Annotated in this window: 22 protein-coding genes; 9 read left to right on the top strand and 13 right to left on the bottom strand. The window is 74.5% G+C overall.

Annotated features, from left to right (window positions below; genetic code table 11):
• Positions 1 to 38: 38 nt before the first annotated feature.
• Positions 39 to 863 carry a TIGR03084 family metal-binding protein gene (locus tag ACFV1W_RS14780; RefSeq protein WP_380416439.1) on the bottom strand — a complete coding sequence of 275 codons (825 nt, stop codon included), beginning with the start codon at positions 861 to 863 and terminating at the stop codon, positions 39 to 41.
• Positions 864 to 1,011: 148 nt separating this feature from the next.
• On the opposite strand from ACFV1W_RS14780, the gene ACFV1W_RS14785 reads away from it, so the two are divergent.
• Positions 1,012 to 1,920: a LuxR C-terminal-related transcriptional regulator gene (locus ACFV1W_RS14785; RefSeq protein WP_380416441.1), complete on the top strand. Its 909-nt coding sequence runs from the start codon at positions 1,012 to 1,014 to the stop codon at positions 1,918 to 1,920.
• Here the strand turns inward: ACFV1W_RS14785 and ACFV1W_RS14790 are convergent.
• Genes ACFV1W_RS14790 through ACFV1W_RS14800 form a run of 3 tightly spaced genes read right to left on the bottom strand, consistent with a single transcriptional unit; the run spans position 1,913 to position 4,671 of the window.
• Positions 1,913 to 3,448 carry an AMP-binding protein gene (locus tag ACFV1W_RS14790; protein WP_380416444.1) on the bottom strand — a complete coding sequence of 512 codons (1,536 nt, stop codon included), beginning with the start codon at positions 3,446 to 3,448 and terminating at the stop codon, positions 1,913 to 1,915. The genes ACFV1W_RS14785 and ACFV1W_RS14790 overlap by 8 nt on opposite strands.
• A gap of 51 nt (positions 3,449 to 3,499) precedes the next feature.
• Positions 3,500 to 3,886 carry a MerR family transcriptional regulator gene (locus ACFV1W_RS14795; protein ID WP_380416446.1) on the bottom strand — a complete coding sequence of 129 codons (387 nt, stop codon included), beginning with the start codon at positions 3,884 to 3,886 and terminating at the stop codon, positions 3,500 to 3,502.
• 20 nt (positions 3,887 to 3,906) lie between these two features.
• Positions 3,907 to 4,671: an SDR family NAD(P)-dependent oxidoreductase gene (locus ACFV1W_RS14800; protein ID WP_380416448.1), complete on the bottom strand. Its 765-nt coding sequence runs from the start codon at positions 4,669 to 4,671 to the stop codon at positions 3,907 to 3,909.
• Positions 4,672 to 4,797: 126 nt separating this feature from the next.
• On the opposite strand from ACFV1W_RS14800, the gene ACFV1W_RS14805 reads away from it, so the two are divergent.
• From ACFV1W_RS14805 to ACFV1W_RS14815, 3 genes are all read left to right on the top strand, one after another.
• Positions 4,798 to 5,358: a GNAT family N-acetyltransferase gene (locus tag ACFV1W_RS14805; RefSeq protein ID WP_380416451.1), complete on the top strand. Its 561-nt coding sequence runs from the start codon at positions 4,798 to 4,800 to the stop codon at positions 5,356 to 5,358.
• Between the two features lie 4 nt (positions 5,359 to 5,362).
• Entirely contained in the window at positions 5,363 to 5,749 is a 387-nt protein-coding gene (locus ACFV1W_RS14810) for a VOC family protein (RefSeq protein ID WP_380416453.1), read from the top strand.
• Between the two features lie 118 nt (positions 5,750 to 5,867).
• The gene (locus ACFV1W_RS14815; RefSeq protein ID WP_380416456.1) at positions 5,868 to 6,515 is read left to right on the top strand and encodes an NAD(P)-dependent oxidoreductase; all 648 of its coding nucleotides are present in this window, start codon (positions 5,868 to 5,870) and stop codon (positions 6,513 to 6,515) included.
• A gap of 96 nt (positions 6,516 to 6,611) precedes the next feature.
• Here the strand turns inward: ACFV1W_RS14815 and ACFV1W_RS14820 are convergent, their stop codons facing one another.
• Complete coding sequence (locus ACFV1W_RS14820; RefSeq protein WP_380416458.1) at positions 6,612 to 7,394, bottom strand: dioxygenase; 783 nt, start codon at positions 7,392 to 7,394, stop codon at positions 6,612 to 6,614.
• 121 nt (positions 7,395 to 7,515) lie between these two features.
• On the opposite strand from ACFV1W_RS14820, the gene ACFV1W_RS14825 reads away from it, so the two are divergent.
• On the top strand, positions 7,516 to 7,983 hold the full coding sequence (locus ACFV1W_RS14825; protein ID WP_380416524.1) for a MarR family winged helix-turn-helix transcriptional regulator: 468 nt from the start codon (positions 7,516 to 7,518) through the stop codon (positions 7,981 to 7,983).
• Here the strand turns inward: ACFV1W_RS14825 and ACFV1W_RS14830 are convergent, their stop codons facing one another.
• Positions 7,984 to 9,219 carry an RNA polymerase sigma factor gene (locus ACFV1W_RS14830; protein ID WP_380416460.1) on the bottom strand — a complete coding sequence of 412 codons (1,236 nt, stop codon included), beginning with the start codon at positions 9,217 to 9,219 and terminating at the stop codon, positions 7,984 to 7,986.
• A 55-nt stretch (positions 9,220 to 9,274) separates the two neighbouring features.
• Positions 9,275 to 9,646, bottom strand: a complete 372-nt coding sequence (locus tag ACFV1W_RS14835) for a YciI family protein (RefSeq protein WP_380416463.1) — start codon at positions 9,644 to 9,646, stop codon at positions 9,275 to 9,277.
• A 560-nt stretch (positions 9,647 to 10,206) separates the two neighbouring features.
• Between ACFV1W_RS14835 and ACFV1W_RS14840 the strand changes: the two genes are divergently transcribed.
• Complete coding sequence (locus tag ACFV1W_RS14840) at positions 10,207 to 10,725, top strand: GNAT family N-acetyltransferase (RefSeq protein WP_380416465.1); 519 nt, start codon at positions 10,207 to 10,209, stop codon at positions 10,723 to 10,725.
• Positions 10,726 to 10,954: 229 nt separating this feature from the next.
• The gene (locus ACFV1W_RS14845; protein ID WP_380416467.1) at positions 10,955 to 11,995 is read left to right on the top strand and encodes an endonuclease/exonuclease/phosphatase family protein; all 1,041 of its coding nucleotides are present in this window, start codon (positions 10,955 to 10,957) and stop codon (positions 11,993 to 11,995) included.
• 21 nt (positions 11,996 to 12,016) lie between these two features.
• Here the strand turns inward: ACFV1W_RS14845 and ACFV1W_RS14850 are convergent, their stop codons facing one another.
• Positions 12,017 to 13,042 carry a LacI family DNA-binding transcriptional regulator gene (locus tag ACFV1W_RS14850; protein ID WP_380416469.1) on the bottom strand — a complete coding sequence of 342 codons (1,026 nt, stop codon included), beginning with the start codon at positions 13,040 to 13,042 and terminating at the stop codon, positions 12,017 to 12,019.
• Positions 13,043 to 13,192: 150 nt separating this feature from the next.
• Here ACFV1W_RS14850 and ACFV1W_RS14855 point away from each other — a divergent pair, with 150 nt between their 5' ends.
• Complete coding sequence (locus ACFV1W_RS14855) at positions 13,193 to 14,182, top strand: DUF4436 family protein (RefSeq protein WP_380416471.1); 990 nt, start codon at positions 13,193 to 13,195, stop codon at positions 14,180 to 14,182.
• 37 nt (positions 14,183 to 14,219) lie between these two features.
• Here the strand turns inward: ACFV1W_RS14855 and ACFV1W_RS14860 are convergent, their stop codons facing one another.
• From ACFV1W_RS14860 to ACFV1W_RS14880, 5 genes are all read right to left on the bottom strand, one after another.
• Positions 14,220 to 14,975 carry a GNAT family N-acetyltransferase gene (locus ACFV1W_RS14860; protein WP_380416473.1) on the bottom strand — a complete coding sequence of 252 codons (756 nt, stop codon included), beginning with the start codon at positions 14,973 to 14,975 and terminating at the stop codon, positions 14,220 to 14,222.
• 107 nt (positions 14,976 to 15,082) lie between these two features.
• Positions 15,083 to 16,177: a WD40/YVTN/BNR-like repeat-containing protein gene (locus ACFV1W_RS14865; RefSeq protein WP_380416475.1), complete on the bottom strand. Its 1,095-nt coding sequence runs from the start codon at positions 16,175 to 16,177 to the stop codon at positions 15,083 to 15,085.
• Positions 16,178 to 16,351: 174 nt separating this feature from the next.
• Positions 16,352 to 17,815, bottom strand: a complete 1,464-nt coding sequence (locus ACFV1W_RS14870; protein WP_380416477.1) for a dihydrolipoyl dehydrogenase family protein — start codon at positions 17,813 to 17,815, stop codon at positions 16,352 to 16,354.
• A gap of 129 nt (positions 17,816 to 17,944) precedes the next feature.
• The gene (locus ACFV1W_RS14875; RefSeq protein ID WP_380416479.1) at positions 17,945 to 18,679 is read right to left on the bottom strand and encodes an alpha/beta fold hydrolase; all 735 of its coding nucleotides are present in this window, start codon (positions 18,677 to 18,679) and stop codon (positions 17,945 to 17,947) included.
• Between the two features lie 8 nt (positions 18,680 to 18,687).
• A complete protein-coding gene (locus tag ACFV1W_RS14880) occupies positions 18,688 to 19,119 on the bottom strand; it encodes a thioredoxin family protein (RefSeq protein ID WP_380416481.1) in 432 nt (143 codons plus the stop codon).
• Positions 19,120 to 19,239: 120 nt separating this feature from the next.
• Here ACFV1W_RS14880 and ACFV1W_RS14885 point away from each other — a divergent pair, with 120 nt between their 5' ends.
• Complete coding sequence (locus ACFV1W_RS14885; protein ID WP_380416483.1) at positions 19,240 to 19,755, top strand: hypothetical protein; 516 nt, start codon at positions 19,240 to 19,242, stop codon at positions 19,753 to 19,755.
• Positions 19,756 to 19,771: the final 16 nt, after the last annotated feature.

Here is a 19,771-nt window from a genome sequence, read left to right on the forward strand (position 1 = left end):
CCGACTCGAAGTCTATGCACGGGCCCGCCCCGGGCCGCTCAGGCGCCGGAGGCCGCCGCCCGGCCCTTGCCGGGGGGCCCGGCGAAGGCCTGGGCGATCGGCAGCCAGGCGGTGGCGATCGGGCCGGTGGCGGTGAGGGCCAGGTCGTCGCGGTGGCGGCGCTGGGTCACCAGCAGGCAGAAGTCCAGTGCCGGGCCCGTCACCACGTCCGTCGCGCCGGCCGGGCCGAAGGCCCAGGTGCCGCCGTCGGGGGCGGTCAGTTCGAGCCGCACCGGGTGCTCCGGCGCGGGCAGCCCGTGGGCCGCGAAGGCGAAGCCCAGGGTGCGCAGGCCCAGGTGGGCGATGTGCCGCAGCCGGGCGGTGGGCTCCCGGGTGGTGCCGAGCGCGTCCGCGACGTCCTGGCCGTGCGCCCAGGTCTCCATCAGCCGGGCGGTCGCCATCGAGGCGGGCTTCATCGGCGGGCCGAACCAGGGCAGCCGGACGTCGGCGGGGGCGGCGGCCAGCGCGGCCTGCACCTCGGTCCGGCCGGTGCGCCAGCGGGTGAGCAGGACGGCGGGGTCGGCGGCCGCGCCCTCCCGGGCGCCCTCCTCGACCGGGTCGGCCCCGGCGGCCAGCAGGGCGGTGAAGCTGCCGCCGAGCGCCGCGGTGAAGCCCTCCGGGTCGCGGGCGGCCAGCGCCGTCCAGTCGTCGGTCCAGGCCAGGTGGGCGATCTGGTGGGCGACCGTCCAGCCCTCGGCCGGGGTGGACCCGGACCAGCCGTCGGCCGGCAGTCCGGCCACCAGCGCATCGAGGACGGCGCTCTCGGCCCGCAGGTCGGCCAGCAGACCGTGCAGGACGTCGGACGCGGGGTTGGGGTCGGTCATCGGTCTTCCCTCCGGTTGGGAGCGGTCACCACCCGCCGGCAGTCCGCCGCCGCACCCTACGCCGAGCCCGGCACCGGTGCCCGCCACTCCACGAAACACGCACGTCAGGACTCTCGCCACCGGCCCCACCGCGTGTGACAATTCCGCGATGACCAGGGCTGCGGACACCCTCGCCGCTGCGCGATCCGTCGACGCCGCCGCGCGACCGGACACCCTCGCCGCCGCGCGACCGGACACGCTCGCTGGCGCGCGACCGGACACCCTCGCCGCCGCGCGACCGGACACGCTCGCTGGCGCGCGACCGGACACCCTCGCCGCCGGACGGACCGAGGACCCCGAACTCGCCGTGCGCGCCGCCGAGCTGGTCCGGGACGCCGTGCTCGGCGACCTCGCCCGCCGGGTGGTGGCCGAGTGCGGCGCCGACGTCGGCCTGGTCGGCGTGCCCGAGCCGCTGCCCGGCGGAGCGGCCCGCGGCCGGAAGGACGACGGCATGGTGCTGCGCCACTGGGCGGGTACCCGGGCCGACCTGCTGCACGACGTCGCCGTCCCGGCCGGCTTGGGCCTCGGCGGCCGGGCGCTGGTCGAGCGCGCCCCCGCCTGGGTGCCCGACTACCGGGCGGCGACGACCATTTCACACCACTACGACGCCGCCGTCACCGCCGAGGACCTGTACGCCATGCTCACCGTCCCGCTGCTGCACGGCGGCACGGTGCACGGCGTGGTGTACGCCTCGCTGCGGGCCGTCGTGCCGTTCGGCGACGTCCGGATCTCCGCCGTCGGCAAACTGGCGGCGGCGGCCACCCGGGCGCTCGCCGGAGCCGCCGCCTGGAGTGGCGAGAGGACCCAGTCGACCGTCGTCGCAGGGAAGTTGACGCCACGCGAGCACGAGGTGCTGCGCTGGGCGGCGACCGGCCGCACCAACCCGGAGATCGCCGCCCACCTGGGCCTCACCTGCAACACCGTGACCGGCTACCTCAAGTCCGCGATGCACAAGCTCGGCGTCCGCAACCGCACCGAACTCGCCCTCGCGGCAAGGGAATCCGGGCTGGTCAGTTGACCTGCCGCGGCCGCCCGCTCCAGTACGGCTCGCGCAGCCGGAACTTCTGCAGCTTCCCGGTGGCCGTCCGCGGCAGCGCGTCCCGGAACTCCACCGAGGTCGGCGACTTGTAGCCGGCCAGCCGCTGCTTGCAGTGCGCGATCAACTCCGCCTCGGTGACGGCAGCCTGGCCGTCCCGGAGCACCACCAGGGCCTTGACCGTCTCGCCCCACTTCTCGTGCGGCACCCCGATCACCGCCACCTCGGCCACCGCCGGGTGGCCGTACAGGCAGTCCTCCACCTCGATCGAGGAGACGTTCTCCCCGCCGCTGATGATGACGTCCTTCTTCCGGTCCGAGATGGCCAGTTGGCCGTCGGTGAGGGTGCCGCCGTCGCCGGTGTGGAACCACTCGTCCCGCAGCGCCTCGGCGGTGGCCTCCGGCTGCCGCCAGTAGCCGTCCAGCACGGTGTTGGAGCGCACCAGCACCTCGCCGGAGGCGTCGATCCGCAGCTGGGTGCCCAGCGCCGGGGCGCCGGCCTGTACCAGCTTCTCGGCCCGCTCGGCGGCCGGCAGGGCGTCCCACTCGGCCCGTGAGCGGTTGACCGTGACGATCGGGGCGGTCTCGGTCAGGCCGTAGAGCTGCATGAACTCCCAGCCCAGCTGCTCCTCGACCTGCTGCACCACCGAGGTCGGCGGCGGCGCGCCGGCCACGATCATCCGCACCCTGTCCCGGCCGGGCACCGGGCCGTCCCAGTCGGCGGCCGCGTCCAGCACCATCTGCACCACGGCGGGCGCGCCGGACAGGAAGGTCACCCCGTGCCGCTCGACCCGGCGCAGGATCTCCGCGCCGTCCACCTTGCGCAGCACGACGTGCCGGGCGCCGAGCCCGGTGAGCGCGAACGGCAGGCCCCAGCCGTTGGCGTGGAACATCGGCAGGGTGTGCAGGTACACGTCCCGGTCGCTCGCGCCGTAGTGCAGGGCCATCAGCGTCGCGTTCAGCCAGGCGTTGCGGTGGGTGATCTGAACGCCCTTGGGGCGGGCGGTGGTTCCGCTGGTGTAGTTGATGGTGGCGGTGTCGTTCTCGGAGATCGCGTACCGCCGGGGGGCGGTGTCGAAGTCGTACAGCAGGGCGTCGCTGTCCGCGCCGAGCACGAACTTGTGCTTGGCCACCACCCCGTCGAGCGCGTCGGCGAGTTCGGGGTCGACCAGCAGGACGGAGGCGCCGCTCTGCTCGACGATGTACGCGACCTCCTCGGCCCGCAGCCGGAAGTTGACCGGCACCAGCACCCGGCCGTAGCCGCTCACCCCGAAGAAGGAGGTGAGCAGCCGGGCCGAGTTGTGCGAGACGACCGCGACCCGCTCGCCCGGCCCGACGCCGAGCCGGTCCAGCCCGGCCGCCTGGGCCCGGGCGAGTTCGGCGACCCGCCGGTAGCTCAGCTCGCCCCAGGATTCGGCCGGCTGCACCGGCTCGTCGACGATGCCGACCCGGTCGCCGTAGACCAGCTCGGCCCGGTCGAGGAAGTCCATCACGGAGAGTGGAATCTGCATGCGCCCACTGTCCTCCCCGGCCGGCCCCCTGCACACCCCCGATCGGGGGTGTCACCCGTCCGCCCGTTCCCCCGCGCCTTCCCCCGGCCCGCCGCCGGCCGCCGCCAGCGCCGCGACCAGCCGGTCCCTGGCCTCGGTCTGGGCGGCGATCCGGCGCTCCAGCACCGCCAGCCGTTCGCGGACGATCCCCAGCAACCGTTCGGACGGCGGCCGGGACATCACGTCCCCGTCCAGGCAGCCCAGTAGCGGCCGCAGGTCCTCCAGGGTGAGCCCGGCGGCCACCAGGGCGCGGATGTTGCGCACCCGCACGACGGCCGGCTCCCCGTACTCCCGGTAGCCGTTGGCCGCCCGCTCGGAGTCGATCAGCCCGGCCTGCTCGTAGTGCCGCAGCGCCCGGGCCGTACTGCCCGTCCGCCGTGCCAGTTCACCGATCAGCACCCCTACCGCGCCCCCGTTCCTCAGCCCACCAGTGCGCCGCCGTCCACCGCCAACACTACGCCGGTCACGAACGAGGCCTGCGGCGAGGCGAGTTGGGTGATCGCCCAGGCCACCTCGGCGGGCCGGCCGATCCGGCCGAGCGGGGTGTGCCGGAGCTGCCAGTCGCGGATCGCCGCCGACTGCTCGGGGCTGTACCCGGTGTGCTCGCCGATCGGGGTGTCGATCGCCCCGGGCGCCACCGCCACCACCCGGATGCCGCGCGGCGCCAGCTCCACCGCCCAGCTGCGGGTGATCGTCTCCAGCGCCGCCTTGCCCGCCGCGTACACCGCGTTGCCCGGCCAGCCTCGCTGCCCCACGGCCGTGCTGACGTTGACCACCACTCCCCGGCTCTCAGCCAGCGCCGGCACCGCGGCCTGTCCGAGCAGTACGGGGGCGACCAGGTTGGTGGCCAGCAGCGTCCCGATGCCCGCCCGCCGGTAGTCGCCGACGGACTGCCCGCTCTGCACGATGCCCGCGTTGTTGACCAGCACGTCGAGCCGCCCGTACCGCTCCATGGCCGTCCCGACGATCGTCTCCGGGGCATCCGGCCCGGTGACGTCCGCGACCAGCGGCTCGATCAGCCCCGGGTACGCGGCCGCCGTCCGCGCCAGCGGCTCCGCCCGCCGGCCGACCGCCACCACCCGGGCCCCCTCGGCCGCGAAGGCACGCGCGGTCCCCCGCCCGATCCCCGTCCCGGCGCCGGTGACCACCACGACCCGCCGCTCCACCACGTTCTCCTCGCTCATGCGGAGAAGCCTCCGACCCTGCCGCCAGCGTCAGGGTCAAGCCGGGCCCGCAACCGGGCGGGAGCCGCCGACCGTCCATCAGGGAGAGCACCGTGCACCGTTCCAGCACCCAGGGGGAGACCACCGATGACCATCGCCGTGAGCATCCACCCGACGGCCGAGGGCCTGCTGCTGCGCCCCTTCGAGGACGCCGACGCACCGGCCCTGGTCGAGGCGTACCGGGACGAGACGCTGCGCCGCTTCACCCGTGTCCCGCTGACCGACGCCGAGCAGGCCGCGCGCTGGCTGCGCATCCAGTACGAGGGCCGGGCGGCGGGCACCCGCTACTCCTTCGCCGTCCTGGAAGCCGGTGAACTGGTCGCCAACGTGGCGCTCAAGCGCCCGGTCCCGGGCGGGGAGGCGGCCGAGGTGGGCTACTGGACGGCGGCCCCGGCACGCGGCCGCGGCGTGGCCCCGCGCGCGGTGGAGGCGCTCACCGCCTGGGCCTTCGCCGCCTTCGCCGAGGACGGCCTGCTCCGGATCGACCTGCTGCACCAGGTGGACAACCCCGCCTCCTGCCGGGTGGCGGAGAAGAGCGGTTACGTCTTCCGGGAACTGCTGACCGCCCTCCCGCCGGAGTTCCCGCTGGACGGCCACCGGCACTCCCGGAAAGCGCTGGACGTGACCGAACGGCACGGGTCAGAGTGAGCGCATGGCTTCTCTGGTACGGCACGTGACGATCGACTGCGCCGACCCGCACGCCCTCGCGGCGTTCTGGGCGCAGGCGCTGGACGGCACCGTGGGCGAGGACGACGACCCGGGCGACGGGGAGGCGGTGGTGAACTCCGCGGGCGCCTCGCTGCTCTTCATCCGGGTGCCCGAGGGCAAGTCGGTGAAGAACCGGGTCCACCTCGACCTCCAGCCGCAGGACCGCAGCCGGGACGAGGAGGTGGAGCGCCTGGTCGCCCTGGGCGCCACGGTGGTGGCGGACCTCCGCCGCCCGGACGGCACCGGCTGGGTCACCATGGCCGACCCGGAGGGCAACGAGCTGTGCGTCGAGCGCAGCCAGGCCGAGCGGGTCGCCACCGGCGCCGCCTGAGCCCGCAAGGGCCGTCACACGACAGGCCGAACCCCCGGGCCGTCACCGGGGGCCCGGCCGATAATCGACCCTGTCCGACGCCATCGCGTCCACCCCCGGCAACCAGGGCAGGTACCCCATGGCCAGAATCGCCGTGATAGGCGCCCACGGCACCATCGGCAGCGCCGTCGTCGCGGAGGCGGTGGCGCGCGGGCACGAGGTCACCGCGGTGGTCCGCGACCCGGACCGCTACCGGGGCGGGGCCGCCTCGGTGGAGCGCGGCGACGTGCTGGACCCGGCCGACGTGGCCCGGGTGGCGGCCGGACGGGACGTCCTGGTCAGCGCGGTCGGCGGCGGCGACGGCCCGGGCCACCTGGCGCTGATCGGGCCCGCCGCCCGCTCGCTGGTCGAAGGTCTGCGCTCGCTCGTCGACGGCGCGCCCCGGCTGGTCGCGGTCGGCGGCGCGGGCAGCCTGGAGACCGCGCCGGGGGTGCGGGTCTGGGACTCCCCGGGCCTGCCGCAGCCGATCCTGCAGATCATGCACGCCCACGGCGAGGCGCTGGACTACTTCCGGACGGTCTCCGACATCCGCTGGACGGTGCTCAGCCCGGCCGCCGAGATCGGCCCGGGGGAGCGGACCGGCCGCTACCGGACGGGCCTGGAGCAGTTGCTCACCGACGGCGAGAACCGCAGCTGGATCTCGGTGCCGGACTACGCGGTCGCGCTGGTGGACGAGATCGAGCAGCCCGAGCACATCGGCGAGCGCTTCACCTGCTGTTCGCTCTGACTGTTCGCCCCGGCCGTTCGCCCCGACTGTTCACTCTGGCCGTTCACTCTGGCCGTTCGCCGGGACCGTCCGCCGGGACTGTCCGCTGCGACCCGTTCAGCCCAGCTGGACCGACCGCTTGGCCAGCCCCATCCAGAACCCGTCGATCACGCTGCGCTGGCTGCCGAGGTCGGCCTCGCCGGCACCCAGGGTGACGAACAGCGGGGCGAAGTGCTCGGTGCGCGGGTGGGCCAGCCGCCCCGCCGGGGCCTTGTGCTCGAAATCGAGCAGCGCGTCCAGGTCGTGGGCGTCCAGAGCGCGCTTCCCCCAGTCGTCGAACTCGGCCATCACCGAGCTGATCCGGCCGTCGCTGCTGAGCGCCCGCAGGTTGTGGGTGAAGAAGCCGCTGCCGATGATCAGCACGCCCTCGTCCCGCAGCGGCGCGAGCCGGCGGCCGATCTCCAGCAGGCGCTGGGGGTCCAGGGTGGGCATGGAGATCTGCAGCACCGGGATGTCGGCCTCCGGGAACATCTCGACCAGCGGCACGTACGCGCCGTGGTCGAGCCCGCGGTCGGGGATGTCCTGGACGGGCGTGCCGGGGGCGCGCAGCAGCTTGCGCACGCGCTCGGCCAGCTCCGGTGCGCCGGGGGCGGCGTACCGGACCGTGTAGTAGTGCTCGGGGAAGCCCCAGAAGTCGTACACCAGCGGGACGGTGGTGACGGCGCCGACGGCCAGCGGGGCCTCCTCCCAGTGGGCGGAGACCATCAGGACGGCCTTGGGACGCGGCAGCCCGGCGGACCAGGCGGCGAGCTCGCCCGGCCAGATCGGGTCGTCGGCGAGCGGCGGCGCGCCGTGCGACAGGTACAGGGCGGGCATGCGTTCGGGGGCCGCGGCGCTCATGGCGTCCTCCTCGGGGGCGGTCGGGGTCCTGGGGCGGGTAGTTCAAATTTGAACCTCTATGCGGACGGTACACCTTCGTTCGAATTTGAACAACAGGAGTAGGCTTCGTTCCATGTCCGCACTGAACGAACCCCGCTGGCTCGACCGGGACGAGATGGCCGCCTGGCGGGGCTTCGTCGTCGCGAGCAACCTGCTGAACCGGCGGCTGGAGCGCCAGCTGAAGGAGGACTCCGGACTCTCCCACCAGCAGTACGAGATCCTGGTGCACCTGTCCGCCGCCCCGGGCGACTCGCTGCGGATGACCGAACTCGCCGACAAGCTGGTCACCTCCAAGAGCGGACTGACCTACCAGGTCACCCAGCTGGAGCGGATGGGCCTGGTCGCCCGCCGCTCCTGCCCCAGCGACGTGCGCGGCGTCATCGCCGAACTCACCGACCAGGGGCGGGAGATGCTCCGCCAGGCCGCACCCGGGCACGTCGCCCTGGTGCGCGAGCTGCTGATCGACGTGCTCACCCGCGAGCAGCTCGCCGTCCTCGCCGAGGGGCTCGGCGCGGTCAGCGCCCGGCTGCGCCAGGACGACGTTCCCTAGCTAGAGGGACGCCGCCCGCTCCCGCAGCAGCTCCCGCTCCCGCTCGTTGCGGGTCAGCTCCGCCGCCCGCTCGAACTCCGCCCGCGCCTCGGCCGCCCGCCCCAGCCGGGCCAGCAGATCTCCCCGCACGCTCGGCAGCAGGTGGTAGCCGCGCAGGGCCGGCTCCGCCGCCAGGGCGTCCACCAACTCCAGCGCGGCGGCCGGCCCCTGGACCATCGAGACGGCCACCGCCCGGTTCAGCGCCACCACCGGCGAGGGCGACAGGGCGAGCAGCCGCCCGTACAGCGCGGCGATCATCGCCCAGTCGGTGTCCTCGTAGCGCCGTGCCCCGGCGTGACAGGCGGCGATCGCGGCCTGCAGCGAGTACGGCCCGGTGCCCGCCCGCCGGAACGCCTCGAAGCCGCGCCGGATCAGCAGCCCGTCCCAGCGCGCCCGGTTCTGCTCGGCCAGCAGCACCGGCCGCCCGTCCGGCCCGGTGCGGGCGGCCGTCCGCGAGGCCTGGAGCTCCAGCAGTGCGGCCAGCCCGTGCGCCTCCGGCTCGTCGGGCGCCAGCGCGGCCAGCACCCGGGCCAGCCGCAGCGCGTCCTCGCACAGCCGCGGGCGGAGCAGGTCGTCCCCGGCGGTGGCCGAGTACCCCTCGTTGAAGATCAGGTAGATGACCTCCAGCACCGAGGACAGCCGCTGCTCCCGGTCCGCGCCGTACGGCACTTCGAACGGCACCCGCGCCGCGGCCAGGGTGCGCTTCGCCCGGACGATCCGCTGCGCCACCGTCGGCTCCGGCACCAGGAAGGCCCGGGCGATCTCCGCGGTGGTCAGCCCGCCGAGCAGCCGCAGGGTGAGCGCGATCCGGGCCCGCGCCGACAGCACCGGGTGGCAGGCGGTGAAGATCAGCCGCAGCAGGTCGTCGTCGATGGACTCCGGCCCGGACGGCTCCACCGGCTCGGGCGCCGTCGCGTCCTCCAGCGACCGCCCCACCTCGGCGAGTTTGCGGGCGTAGACCTCCCGGCGGCGCACCAGGTCGACGGCCCGCCGCCTGGCGGTGGTGGTCAGCCAGGCGCCCGGTTTGTCCGGGACGCCGTCGCGCGGCCACTGCTCCAGCGCGGCCACCAGCGCGTCCTGCGCCAGCTCCTCGGCGATCCCGACGTCCCGCACGATCCGGGCGGCCGCGGCGATGATCCGCGCGGACTCGATCCGGAACACCGCCTCGACGGCCGCCGCCGCCTCCCTCTCCGTCACGGCCACCCATCAGAGCAGCCGGCGGGGAAGGAGGCGAGCAACGCCACGGTGGTGGTCACCGCGGGGGCTGCGGCATCTCGTCGATCTGCCGGACCTCCGCCTCGACCTGCCAGTTCGCCGGGTGGGTCTGCAGGAAGCGCCGGGTCCACTCCAGTGCCTCCGCCTTGTCCTTGCACTGCAGGATGGCGTAGCCGCCGACGACCTCCTTGGTCTCGGTGAACGGCCCGTCGGTGTAGCCGACCTTCCCGTCGTTCCAGGTCACCCGGGTGCCCTGGGCGGTCGGGGTCAGCCCGGCGGTCTCCAGCATCACCCCGGCCTTGGTGATCTCCTCGAACAGCGCCCCCATCCGCTGCTCGAACCCGGGGTCGGGCTCCCACCCGTCGCGGGCGTTCTCGTCGATACGGACCAGCGTCATGAAGCGCGGCATCGTGGCTCCTCGGTCATGCGGGCGGGGCCTCTCCCCGCCGCTCACCCCTGCGTCGATCGGGCCGGCGCCGGATCGACACCCGCCGCGAAGAATTCTTCCGGCGAATCCCGGACCGGGTGCCGCGGGCTGGTTCGTCCGGGATCGAATGGTTCGAACGCGAAGGCGACGGAGAGGGAGGACGCTCGACGAGGTCATCGGCGCAAGGGCGACCCGGCGGCGATCGAGAAGCACTGGGACGGGGTCGAGCGCCGGGACGGCGAGGACACCGTGCTGATCGGCTTCGAGCTGCTCTGCACCGAGTACGTGCGCCGGGCGCTTCAGCTCGACGCGCTCGAGGCCGCCGTCGTCGGCCAGCGCGTTCACCAGTCGTCCACCCGATTGCCGGGTTGCTCGAACTCGGTGTGCGGGGCGCGCCGAGGCTTCTCCACCGGCGGTCCGCCCGGGGGCCCGGCGCACCCCGCCGGATGGTCCGCCGCGGCGCCCGGGAGGCGCGCCCGGGCCGTCGGCCGCGGCGCGCAAATCGCTCGCCGGGGGCGGCGTTCCGTGTCAACATGCCCCATATGGGGACGATTCTGCACGGCACCCTGGTCACCCTCCGCCCGGCCACTGCCGACGACATCCCGGTACTGGTGGCGATCCGCAGCACGCCCGAGGTCTTCGCCCGCTGGCGCGGCGGTGACGACCTGGTCGACGAGGTCGCCGGGGACTTGGAAGCACCCGACACCGAGACCTTCGCGATCGACGTGGGCGGCCGGGTGGTCGGCGCCGTCCAGTGGTACGCCAACAACGACGACGACTACCGGCACGCCGGGATGGACCTCTACCTGGACCCGTCGGTGCACGGCCTGGGCCTGGGTACCGACGCCGTGCGCACCATGGCCCGGCACCTGGTGCACGACCACCACTACCACCGGCTGGTGATCGACCCGGCCGCGGACAACCTCGCCGCGATCCGCTGCTACACCAAGGTGGGCTTCCGTCCGGTCGGCACCATGCGCCAGTACGAGCGCGGCCCGGACGGCAGTTGGCACGACAACCTGCTGATGGATCTGCTCGCGGACGAACTGTCGGACGGCTGACGGCAGTTCACCGGCCCCCGGCGCCCGGTGCAAGGGTGTACAGACATCTTGTCAGCCAACTGTCCTGACCTGTACAGACACCCCGTCGCCACAGGAGCGATCGAAACTGATCGCCTGCCGTTCTTCCCGAAGTACCGAGCGGTAGCTAACGTTCCCCCGCCAATCACCGGCGGCCGGTCCCCCGGCCCGCCCGGACCCCACCGGTTGACGGATCCCCAGGAGAACGCCCATGCTCTCGCGTCGCACGGCCACCGCCCTCACCTCGGCGGCCGCCGCCGCACTGCTGCTCGGCGGCACCGCCGCCCCGAGCGCCTCCGCCGCCACCACGGCCGGCCCCACCGCGCTGTCCGTCCTCGCGTTCAACGTCGACCTCGGCACCGCGATCGTCGACAGCACCCAGAACGAGCAGGCCTCCCGCCGCACCCCGGTGATCGAGCAGATCGTCCGCCGGCACAACGCCGACGTGGTCGTCCTGGACGAGCAGTTCAACAACAGCTCGACCGCCGCCATCAACGCCGGGCTGGCCGACCTCTACCCGTACCGCACCCCGGTGGTCGGCGGGGTCTGCTCCGGCGGCGGCTGGACGGGGGTCAGCGGCAACTGCTCCAACTCGCTGTTCGTCATCAACGGCGGCACCATGGTCCTCTCCAAGTACCCGATCACCGCCCAGTACGCCCACGTCTTCGGTAACTCCACCTACGGCACCTGGGACTACCACGCCAACAAGGGCGCGGCGCTGGTGCAGGTGAACAAGAACGGCAGCACCGCCTGGGTGGTCGGCACCCACCTGCAGGCCGACGAGTCCGACACCTCCACCGACACCACCCAGTCCACCCGGCTCGGGCAGCTCGCCGAGATCCGCGCCTGGGTCGACGGCATCGTGGGCAGCAGCGCGCCGGTGCTGATCGGCGGCGACCTCAACGTCGAGTACTTCCACGGCCGGAGCCGCGGCGACTACGTCAACGCCCAGAACGCCGTCAACGGCGTGCTCGGCACCCCGGCCACCGACCCGACCCAGACCCGCACCACCATGGACTGCCCGGTCTCCTCCTGGTGTCAGTACATGGCGGGCGTCGAGACCTTCCCGACCGACTACCGGGACGACCTCGACTACATCGGCTACCTCAACGCCCCCGGCCGTCCGGTGCCGACCTCGATGTCCAACGTGAAGATCGACTTCGACCCTCAGGCCGGCTGGGCACCGGGCCAGCCGGACACCGCCGCGCCCAGCGACCACTACCCGGTCGAGGCCGCCTTCCAGCTGAACTGACCGGGCGTACGGGGCCGTTGCTCAGCGCGTAGGCGCGGCCGGGCAGCCGCAGGAGCGCCGCACCACCAGCTTGGCCGGGAAGGTCCGGGCCCCGGTGGCGCGGCGCTCCGGCCCGCCGAGCACGAGGTCCAGCGCGGCCCGGGCCATCTCGTCCTGCGCGGTGGTGACGGTGGTCAGCGCCGGTCCGGCGATCACCGCCTCGGCGATGTCGTCGAAACCGGCGACGGCGAGCTCCTCCGGCACCCGGATGCCCAGGTCGTCGGCGGCCCGCAGCAGCCCGATCGCCTGGTCGTCCGTGGCGCAGAACACGGCGGACGGCCGGTCGGGCCGGCTGAGCAGGGCGAGCGCCTCGGCGTGCGCCCGGACCCGGTCGAAGGGTGCCCGGGTGAGCCGCCCCTCGGGGGACAGCCCGGCCTCGGCCAGCGCCTCGGCCCAGCCGGCCGTCCGACCGGTGACCGGGTCGAGCGGGCTGAGCGCCAGGGTGCCGCCGAAGCAGTGCACCTCGGCGTGGCCGTGGCCGAGCAGGTGGCGGACCACCTCGCGGGCGCCCCCCTCGTCGTCCGCCACCACGGCGACGCCGTCGGTGCTCTCGGCGCGGTGGTGCAGCAGGACGACCGGAGTGCCGTCCGCCGAGTCGAAGCCGGTCAGCCCGGGGGTGGCCGGGTCCTGGGTGACCAGGATCAGGCCGTCCACCTGCATCCCGAGGAAGGCCCGGATGTAGTGCGCCTCGCGCTCGTCGGCGTAGTCGGAGTTGCCGATCAGCAGCAGTCGGCCGTGCTCGGTCGCGGCCTGCTCCACGGCGTGCGCCAGCCCGGCGAAGAAGGGCTGGCGGGCGTCCGGCACGACCATCCCGAGCAGGTTGGTCCGCCGCCGCGCCATCGCCTGGGCGACCCGGTTGGGCCGGTAGCCGAGCTCCTCCACGGCCGCGAGGACCTTGGCCCGGGTGGCCGCCGCCACCGGCCGCGGTCCGTCGTTGATCACATAACTCACGACCGCTGTGGATGTCCCCGCCAACCGCGCCACATCGTCCCGTGTCACCCTCGCCATGACCAGTGAGCCTACACAGCACCTCCGACCAGCGTGTTTCCCGCGTCCGGGGCGAGCCCCCCCGATCGGCCCGCCCCGGTTGCGGGGCGGGCGACACCGTCCCGACGCTGGCGGGACCGGCGGCACCCCGCTGCCGGCGCCGACCCTGGGATGGGGGCGATCGAGGAGACGCCAGCGCGGCGCACGCCGCAGCAGCGCCGGACGGTCCGTCCGCCGCGCCCGACGGCCCGATCCCGGGTCCGGATCCACGCCCGGGCGCGCGCCACCGCGGTGAGCGCCGTCCGGCGGACCGTCCGGCCCTGGCGGGCGTACGCCGTGGTGGTGGCGATCGTGCTGCTGGTGACCGCCGGGCTGCTGCTCTACTTCAACGAGCGCTCCAGCCGCAGCCACGCCCAGGTGGCGGGCGCCACCGCGCCCGGCCCGGACCACCTGGAGATCGACGTGGTGCTCCAGCGGGTGGACACGGCCGCGCAGACGGTCACCGCGAAGGTCGTGGTGCAGCCGCACGGCGCCCTGGAGCAGGCGGACAGCCTGCTGGTGCCGTCCGGGGACGTGGTGGTGGAGACCACCTCGCTGGAGCAGACCACGCTCAAGTACCCGGCCGGCCAGCAGATCGGCTCCAGCACGGTGGTCTTCAGCCTGTTCGACGGACGGGTCTCGGACTACCCCTTCGACCGCTACACCACGGTCATCGGCTTCCAGGCCACCGTCGGCGGGCGGGCCGTCCCGCTGGTGATCGGGCTGGCGGAGGGCGACCCCTTCTTCGCGTTCCGGCAGGCCGGGAAGCTGACCGAGGGCGACGGCATCGCCGTCACCGAGCGGATCAGCCGCTCGCGCAGCACCTTGATCCTGGCCTGGTTCATGATGGCGGCGATGTGGGCGCTGGCCCTGGCGGTGCTGCTGGCCTCCCGGCTCATCGTGCGCCAGCGGCGCGGAATCATCTGGCCCGCGCTGAGCTGGATGGCCGCGACCCTGTTCGCCCTGGTCGGCATGCGCAACGCCGCCCCCGGCAACCCGCCGATCGGCACGCTGATGGACTACGCGGCGTTCTTCTGGGCGGAGCTGTTGGTGGCGGTCGGCCTGACCATGGTCGTGGTCCGCGGCGCCCGCGTCGAGGGCGTGCACGGCGCGCGCCCGTAGGCGTGCCGGGGCCGGACCCCGGAAGGCGCGCCTCTGGCTAGGCCCTGTCCGGCACGATCACCGTCACGGAGGTCTCCTGCCGCACGAAGCCCAGGGCCTCGTAGACCCGGCGGGCCGGGTTCCCCTCGGTCACCACCAGGTGCACGTCGGCCAGCCCGCGGCCGGCGGCGTCGGCGACCGCCCGGCGCAGCAGGTCGGCGCCGAGGCCGCGGTAGCCGCGCCGCGGGTGGCGGAAGACCTCGGCGACCCAGGGCAGGCCGTCGCGGTCGGTCAGCACGGCGGCGGCGACCACCCGTTCCTCGGCGTCCACGGCGAGCAGGCTGGAGGGCAGCACTGGGCCGATGGCCTGCCCGGCCAGCAGCGGGCCGATCCGGTCGGCGAGGGCCCGGGCGTCGTCGCCGGGGAAGTGGTCCACGTGGGCCGGGTCGAAGGCGGCCCGCCAGGACTCCAGCATCTCCTCGGGCGAGCGGTCGCAGGGCACCGCCCGCAGGCCCTTTCGCAGCGGCGTCCCGGCCCAGTCGGCGGGCGGGGGATCGGCGCGCAGGTCGCGCCGGAAGGTGTGGGCGTGCCGCAGCGCGGTCGCGCCCCGTGCCACCAGCCGCTGCCCGAGCTCGGGCGGTCCGGAGACGACCCAGCCGGGCAGTTCGGCGCGGATGTACTCCGCCGCGTCCGTCGAGTCGTCCAGCACCTCCAGCAGGTCGGCCCAGGGCCGCCCCTCCCGCTCGCCCAGCCGGTACCGCAGGACCGGCACGCCGTCGCCGTTGCGCCTGATCACCCGGTCCGCGTCGGCCATGGCCCCACCCCGTTCACGAGATCGTTCGTCGGCGGCCCATGCTCACCGGTGCCGGGAGGCGGGTGCAAGGGGTTTTCGACCGGCGCGTCCCGCGGCGGGCACGGGGCTCAGCCCACCACGGCCGCGCGGACGCATAGCACGTCCGGCAGGTGGGAGACCAGCAGCGACCAGTTCTCGCCCTCGTCGCGGCTGCCGTACACGTCGCCGGTCCGGTTGCCGAAGTAGATTCCGGCCGGGTCGGCGTCGTCGGTGCGCAGGGCGTCGCGCAGCACGATCCCGTAGTGGTCCTCGCCGGGCAGACCGTTGGCCAGCTGCTCCCAGCTGGTGCCGGCGTCCGTGGTGCGGAAGACCCGGCAGCGGCGGCCGGGCGGGATCCGGTCGTCCGAGCCGCCGAGCGGGAACAGGTAGGCGGTGCCGCCCCGGCGCGGGTGGGCGGCGACGGCGAAGCCGAACTCGGCGGGCAGCCCGTCCGCGATGGAGCGCCAGCTCGCGCCCCAGTCGTCGCTGCGGTAGACGCCGCCGTGGTTCTGCAGGTAGAGCCGGTCGGGGTGGACCGGGTCCGGGGCGATCTTGTGGACGCACTGGCCGAACTCGGGGTACTGCCGCTCCGCCGGGAAGAACTCGGCGCGCAGACCGGTGTTGGAGGGGGACCAGCTGTCGCCGCCGTCCTTGCTGCGGTAGACGCCGCCGCTGGAGACGGCGACGAGCAGCCGCTGGGGGTCGCGCGGATCGGTCAGGACGGTGTGCAGGCCCTGGCCGCCGTAGCCGGCGCCCCACTCGGGCCGCTGGGGGTGGTTCCAGAGCGACTCGACCAGCGAGAAGGTCTCGCCGCCGTCGGTGGAGCGGAACAGCGCGGCCGGTTCGGTGCCCGCGTACACCACCCCGGGGGCCTCCGGCCCGGCGGGCTGGAGCTGCCAGACCCGGGTGAGCGAGGCGCCGGTGGACCCGGGGAAGCGGATCGCGGGCCGGGCCGGCTCGTGCCAGGTGGCGCCGAGGTCGTCGGAGCGCCACACCGACGGGCCCCAGTGACTGCTGTCGGCACCGACCAGCAGTCTGGTCCGGCCCTCGCGGCGGTCGATGGAGAGGGAGTAGATCGCGTTCATCGGGAAGTGCGGCCCGCTGAACTCCCAGTCCAGCCGGTCGCGGCTGCGGCCGAGAAAGAGGCCCTTCTCGGTTCCGACGGCCAACAGCACCTCGGTCATGCCTCACACCACCTGATCACGAGCGCGGCCCCCCCGGAACGGCCCCCCGGGGCGGGCACGCCCCATCGCCAGTCTCCCGCCGTCGGCCGACGAGCACATCTCGCCGCGCGGCGGGACGCCGCGTCGTGCGGCACGGCGCGGCGGCGCGCGCCCGGGAGGGCCAGGGCGCGCCCCCTACCCCCGGCAGCCCTCCAGCAGCCTCAGCCACACCTCGCTGATGGTCGGATAGGCGGGGACGGCGTGCCACAGCCGGTCGATCGGCACCTCGCCGACCACCGCGACGGTCGCCGAGTGCAGCAGCTCGGCGACGGCCGGGCCGACCAGGCAGGCGCCGACGATCACCTCCCGGTCCAGGTCGAAGACCACCCGGGCCCGGCCGCGGTAGCCCTCGGCGTAGAGCGAGGCCCCGGCGACGTCGCCGATCTCCTGGTCGACGGCCTTGACCCGCAGTCCGAGCCGCTCGGCCGCCGTCAGGGTCAGGCCGACGGCCGCGACCTCCGGCTGGGTGAACACCACCTGCGGCGCACCGGCGAGGTCGGCCGACGCGGAGTGCGCGCCCCAGCGCGAGGTGTCCAGTGCGCGCCCCTGGGCGCGGGCGGCGATCGCCGCGCCGGTGATCCGGGCCTGGTACTTGCCCTGGTGGGTGAGCAGCGCCCGGTGGTTGACGTCCCCGGCCGCGTAGAGCCACTCGCCGTCCACGCCCAGCACCGTGCAGCTGTCGTCCACGTCCAGCCAGCTGCCCGGCCGCAGCCCGACCTGCTCCAGCCCGATGTCGGCGGTGCGCGGGGCCCGTCCGGTCGCGTACAGCACCTCGTCGACGGTCAGGCGCTCGCCCTCGGTCAGCCGCTCGCCGTCGTTCAGGGAGAGCACCACCGGTCCGGTGGCCCCGGCCCGCTCCAGCGAGGTCACCTCCGTACCGAAGCGCAGGTCGACGCCCGCCTCCCGCAGGCCGTCGGCAACCAGCTCGCCCGCGAAGGGCTCCATCCGCGGCAGCAGCGCGTCGCCGCGCACCAGCAGCACCACCTCGGAGCCCAGCGCGCGCCAGGCACGGGCCATCTCCACCCCGACGACCCCGCCGCCGACCACCGCCAGGCGCCCGGGGACGGTCGGCGAGCCGGTCGCCTCGCGGTTGGTCCACGGGTGGGCCTCGGCCAGTCCGGGCACGTCGGAGGGCAGCACCGGGCGGCTGCCGGTGCACACCGCGACGGCGTGCCGGGCGGTGAGCACCCGCTCGCTGCCGTCCTCCCCCTCCACCGTGACGGTCCGCACGCCCGCCAGCCGCCCGTGGCCGCGGACCAGCTCGATGCCGGTGTCCCGCAGCCACTTCACCTGGCCGTCGTCCTTCCAGTGCGAGGCGAAGGAGTCCCGCCGGGCGAGCACCGCCGCCGCGTCCAGCCGCCCCCCGCCGACCGCCTCCCGGGCGCCGCCCACCGCGCGGGCGTCGTCCAGTGCGGCCGCCGGGCGCAGCAGCGCCTTGCTCGGCATGCACGCCCAGTACGAGCACTCGCCGCCGACCAGTTCGGCCTCCACGATCGCCGTGCGCAGGCCCGCGGCGACCGTCCGGTCGGCCACGTTCTCCCCGGTCGGTCCGGCGCCCAGGACGATGACGTCGTACTCCTCGGCGGTGCTGCTGGTCATGTCGCGTCCTCCGTGATCTCGCGGGCCTCGCGTCGACCCGCCTGCTCCGGGCCGTTGTCGACGGCCCCCGGCGTGGGCCCCATCCTGCGACGCGGAGGGGCCCGCGCGCGGGCGAACACGCGGACGGGCTCAGATTGCCGCGAGCTCCGCCAGCAGGGCGGCCGTGTCGGCGGGGCGGGAGAACATCGGCCAGTGCCCGGTGGGCAGTTCGCGCAGTTCCCAGCCGGGCCGGCCCATCCCGGCGAACCACGGGTGCCCGGCGGCGATTCCCGCCCGCACCTGTTCGAGCGGGAAGGAGCAGGCGACCAGCGCCTGCGGCAGTGCGGCCCCGGCTCCGGTCAGCCGCAGCGCGTCCCGGTAGGCCCCGACCGGGTGCGGGGTGAGCCGGGTGCGGACCCGGGCCAGGGTGGCGTCGTCCAGGCCCTCGGTGCTGGAGCCGTGGGCGGCCATGTACTCCCAGGAGGGCATCGGGAACCGGCCGTCGACCGCCGTGGCGTCGGCCTCGGCCCGGAAGTCCGGCTGCCAGAGGTCGTACAGCGAGGCGCCGTCGACCATCGGGCCGCTGTCCAGGTAGACCACCCGCCGGACCCGTTCCGGCATCCGGTCGGCGACGCCGCCGACCGGTGCGCAGGCGCCGCTGTGCGCGACCAGTACCACTTCCCACAGGTCCTCGCGAACCAGCAGCTCGGCCAGGTCCGCGATGTGCTCCTCCAGTCCGAAGTCGCCCGGCTCGCCCGCCCGTTCCGCCAGCCCCGGCAGGCTCACCGGGTGGACCCGGTGCCCGGCCGCGCGCAGCGGCGCGGCCACCGCGTCCCAGGCCCAGGCGCCGAGCCAGAACCCGGGGACCAGTACGAAGGTGCTCACGGCGGGTCTCAGGCCTGGCCTTCGGCCGCCTGCTCCTCCGCCACCTTGCGCTTGACCTCGGTCATGTCCAGGTTGCGGGCCTGTCCGATCAGGTCCTCGAAGACCGGCTCCGGCAGCGCGCCGGCCTGGGAGAAGACGAGCACGCCCTCGCGGATGATCGCCAGCGTCGGGATCGACTGGATGCCGAACGCGGCGGCCAGCTCCTGCTGGGCCTCGGTGTCGACCTTGGCGAAGACCAGGTCCGGATGGCGCTCCGCGGCCTTCTCGTACACCGGGGCGAACTGGCGGCACGGCCCGCACCACCCGGCCCAGAAGTCGATGAAGACGAAGTCCTTGCCCGCCGGGCCCGGGACGATGTCGTCGAAGTTCTCCTTGGTCAGCTCGACCGTGTTGCTCATCTCGCGGATCCTTCCCTTCCGAAGGGTGGCGGTGCAGATCATGCGCCCCGGACAACGGCGATGCCCACAGGGGTATTCCGGGCGCCGCCCTGATTGAGCACGCGGGGGCCACCGCCCGTACAGAAGGTTGTCCAGTCCGTTCGCCGAGGCGGGAGGCGTTCCATGCGCTGCAGACCCCGCATCCGCCGGGCCGCCGTCCTAGCCGCGGCCGCCCTGGTGGCCGGCCGCGGGCCGTCCGGCTCGGGCAGGCCGGGGACCCCGGGCGCGTCGGGCGGTTCCGGCGCTCCGGCCGGCACCACCCCGCGGACCGCGCACGACCCCGGGCTCGGCACGATCGTGACCGACAGCGCGGGCTTCACGCTCTACCGCTTCGACCAGGACGGGAACCCGCCGGAGTCCTACTGCAACGGTAACTGTGCGACGCTCCGGGCGCCCGAGCAGGCCCACGGCAACGTCACCGCCGAGGGCGTCGACGGCAGGCTGTTCGGCACCGTCACCCGCTCCGACGGCACCGAGCAGGCCACCGTCAACGGCTCGCCGGCCTACCGCTTCTCGAAGGACCCCGGGCCCGGCGCACCCGCGCCGATGCCCGGCGCCCGGGCCACCGAACGACGGGCTGAACCGATGGCCGCTCACCGCCCCCGACCACCACCGCCGATGACGACCGACGGCGGCTGAGGCTGTCGATCACCGC

Source organism: Kitasatospora sp. NPDC059648, assembly GCF_042734825.1.
Taxonomy (GTDB): Bacteria; Actinomycetota; Actinomycetes; order Streptomycetales; family Streptomycetaceae; genus Kitasatospora.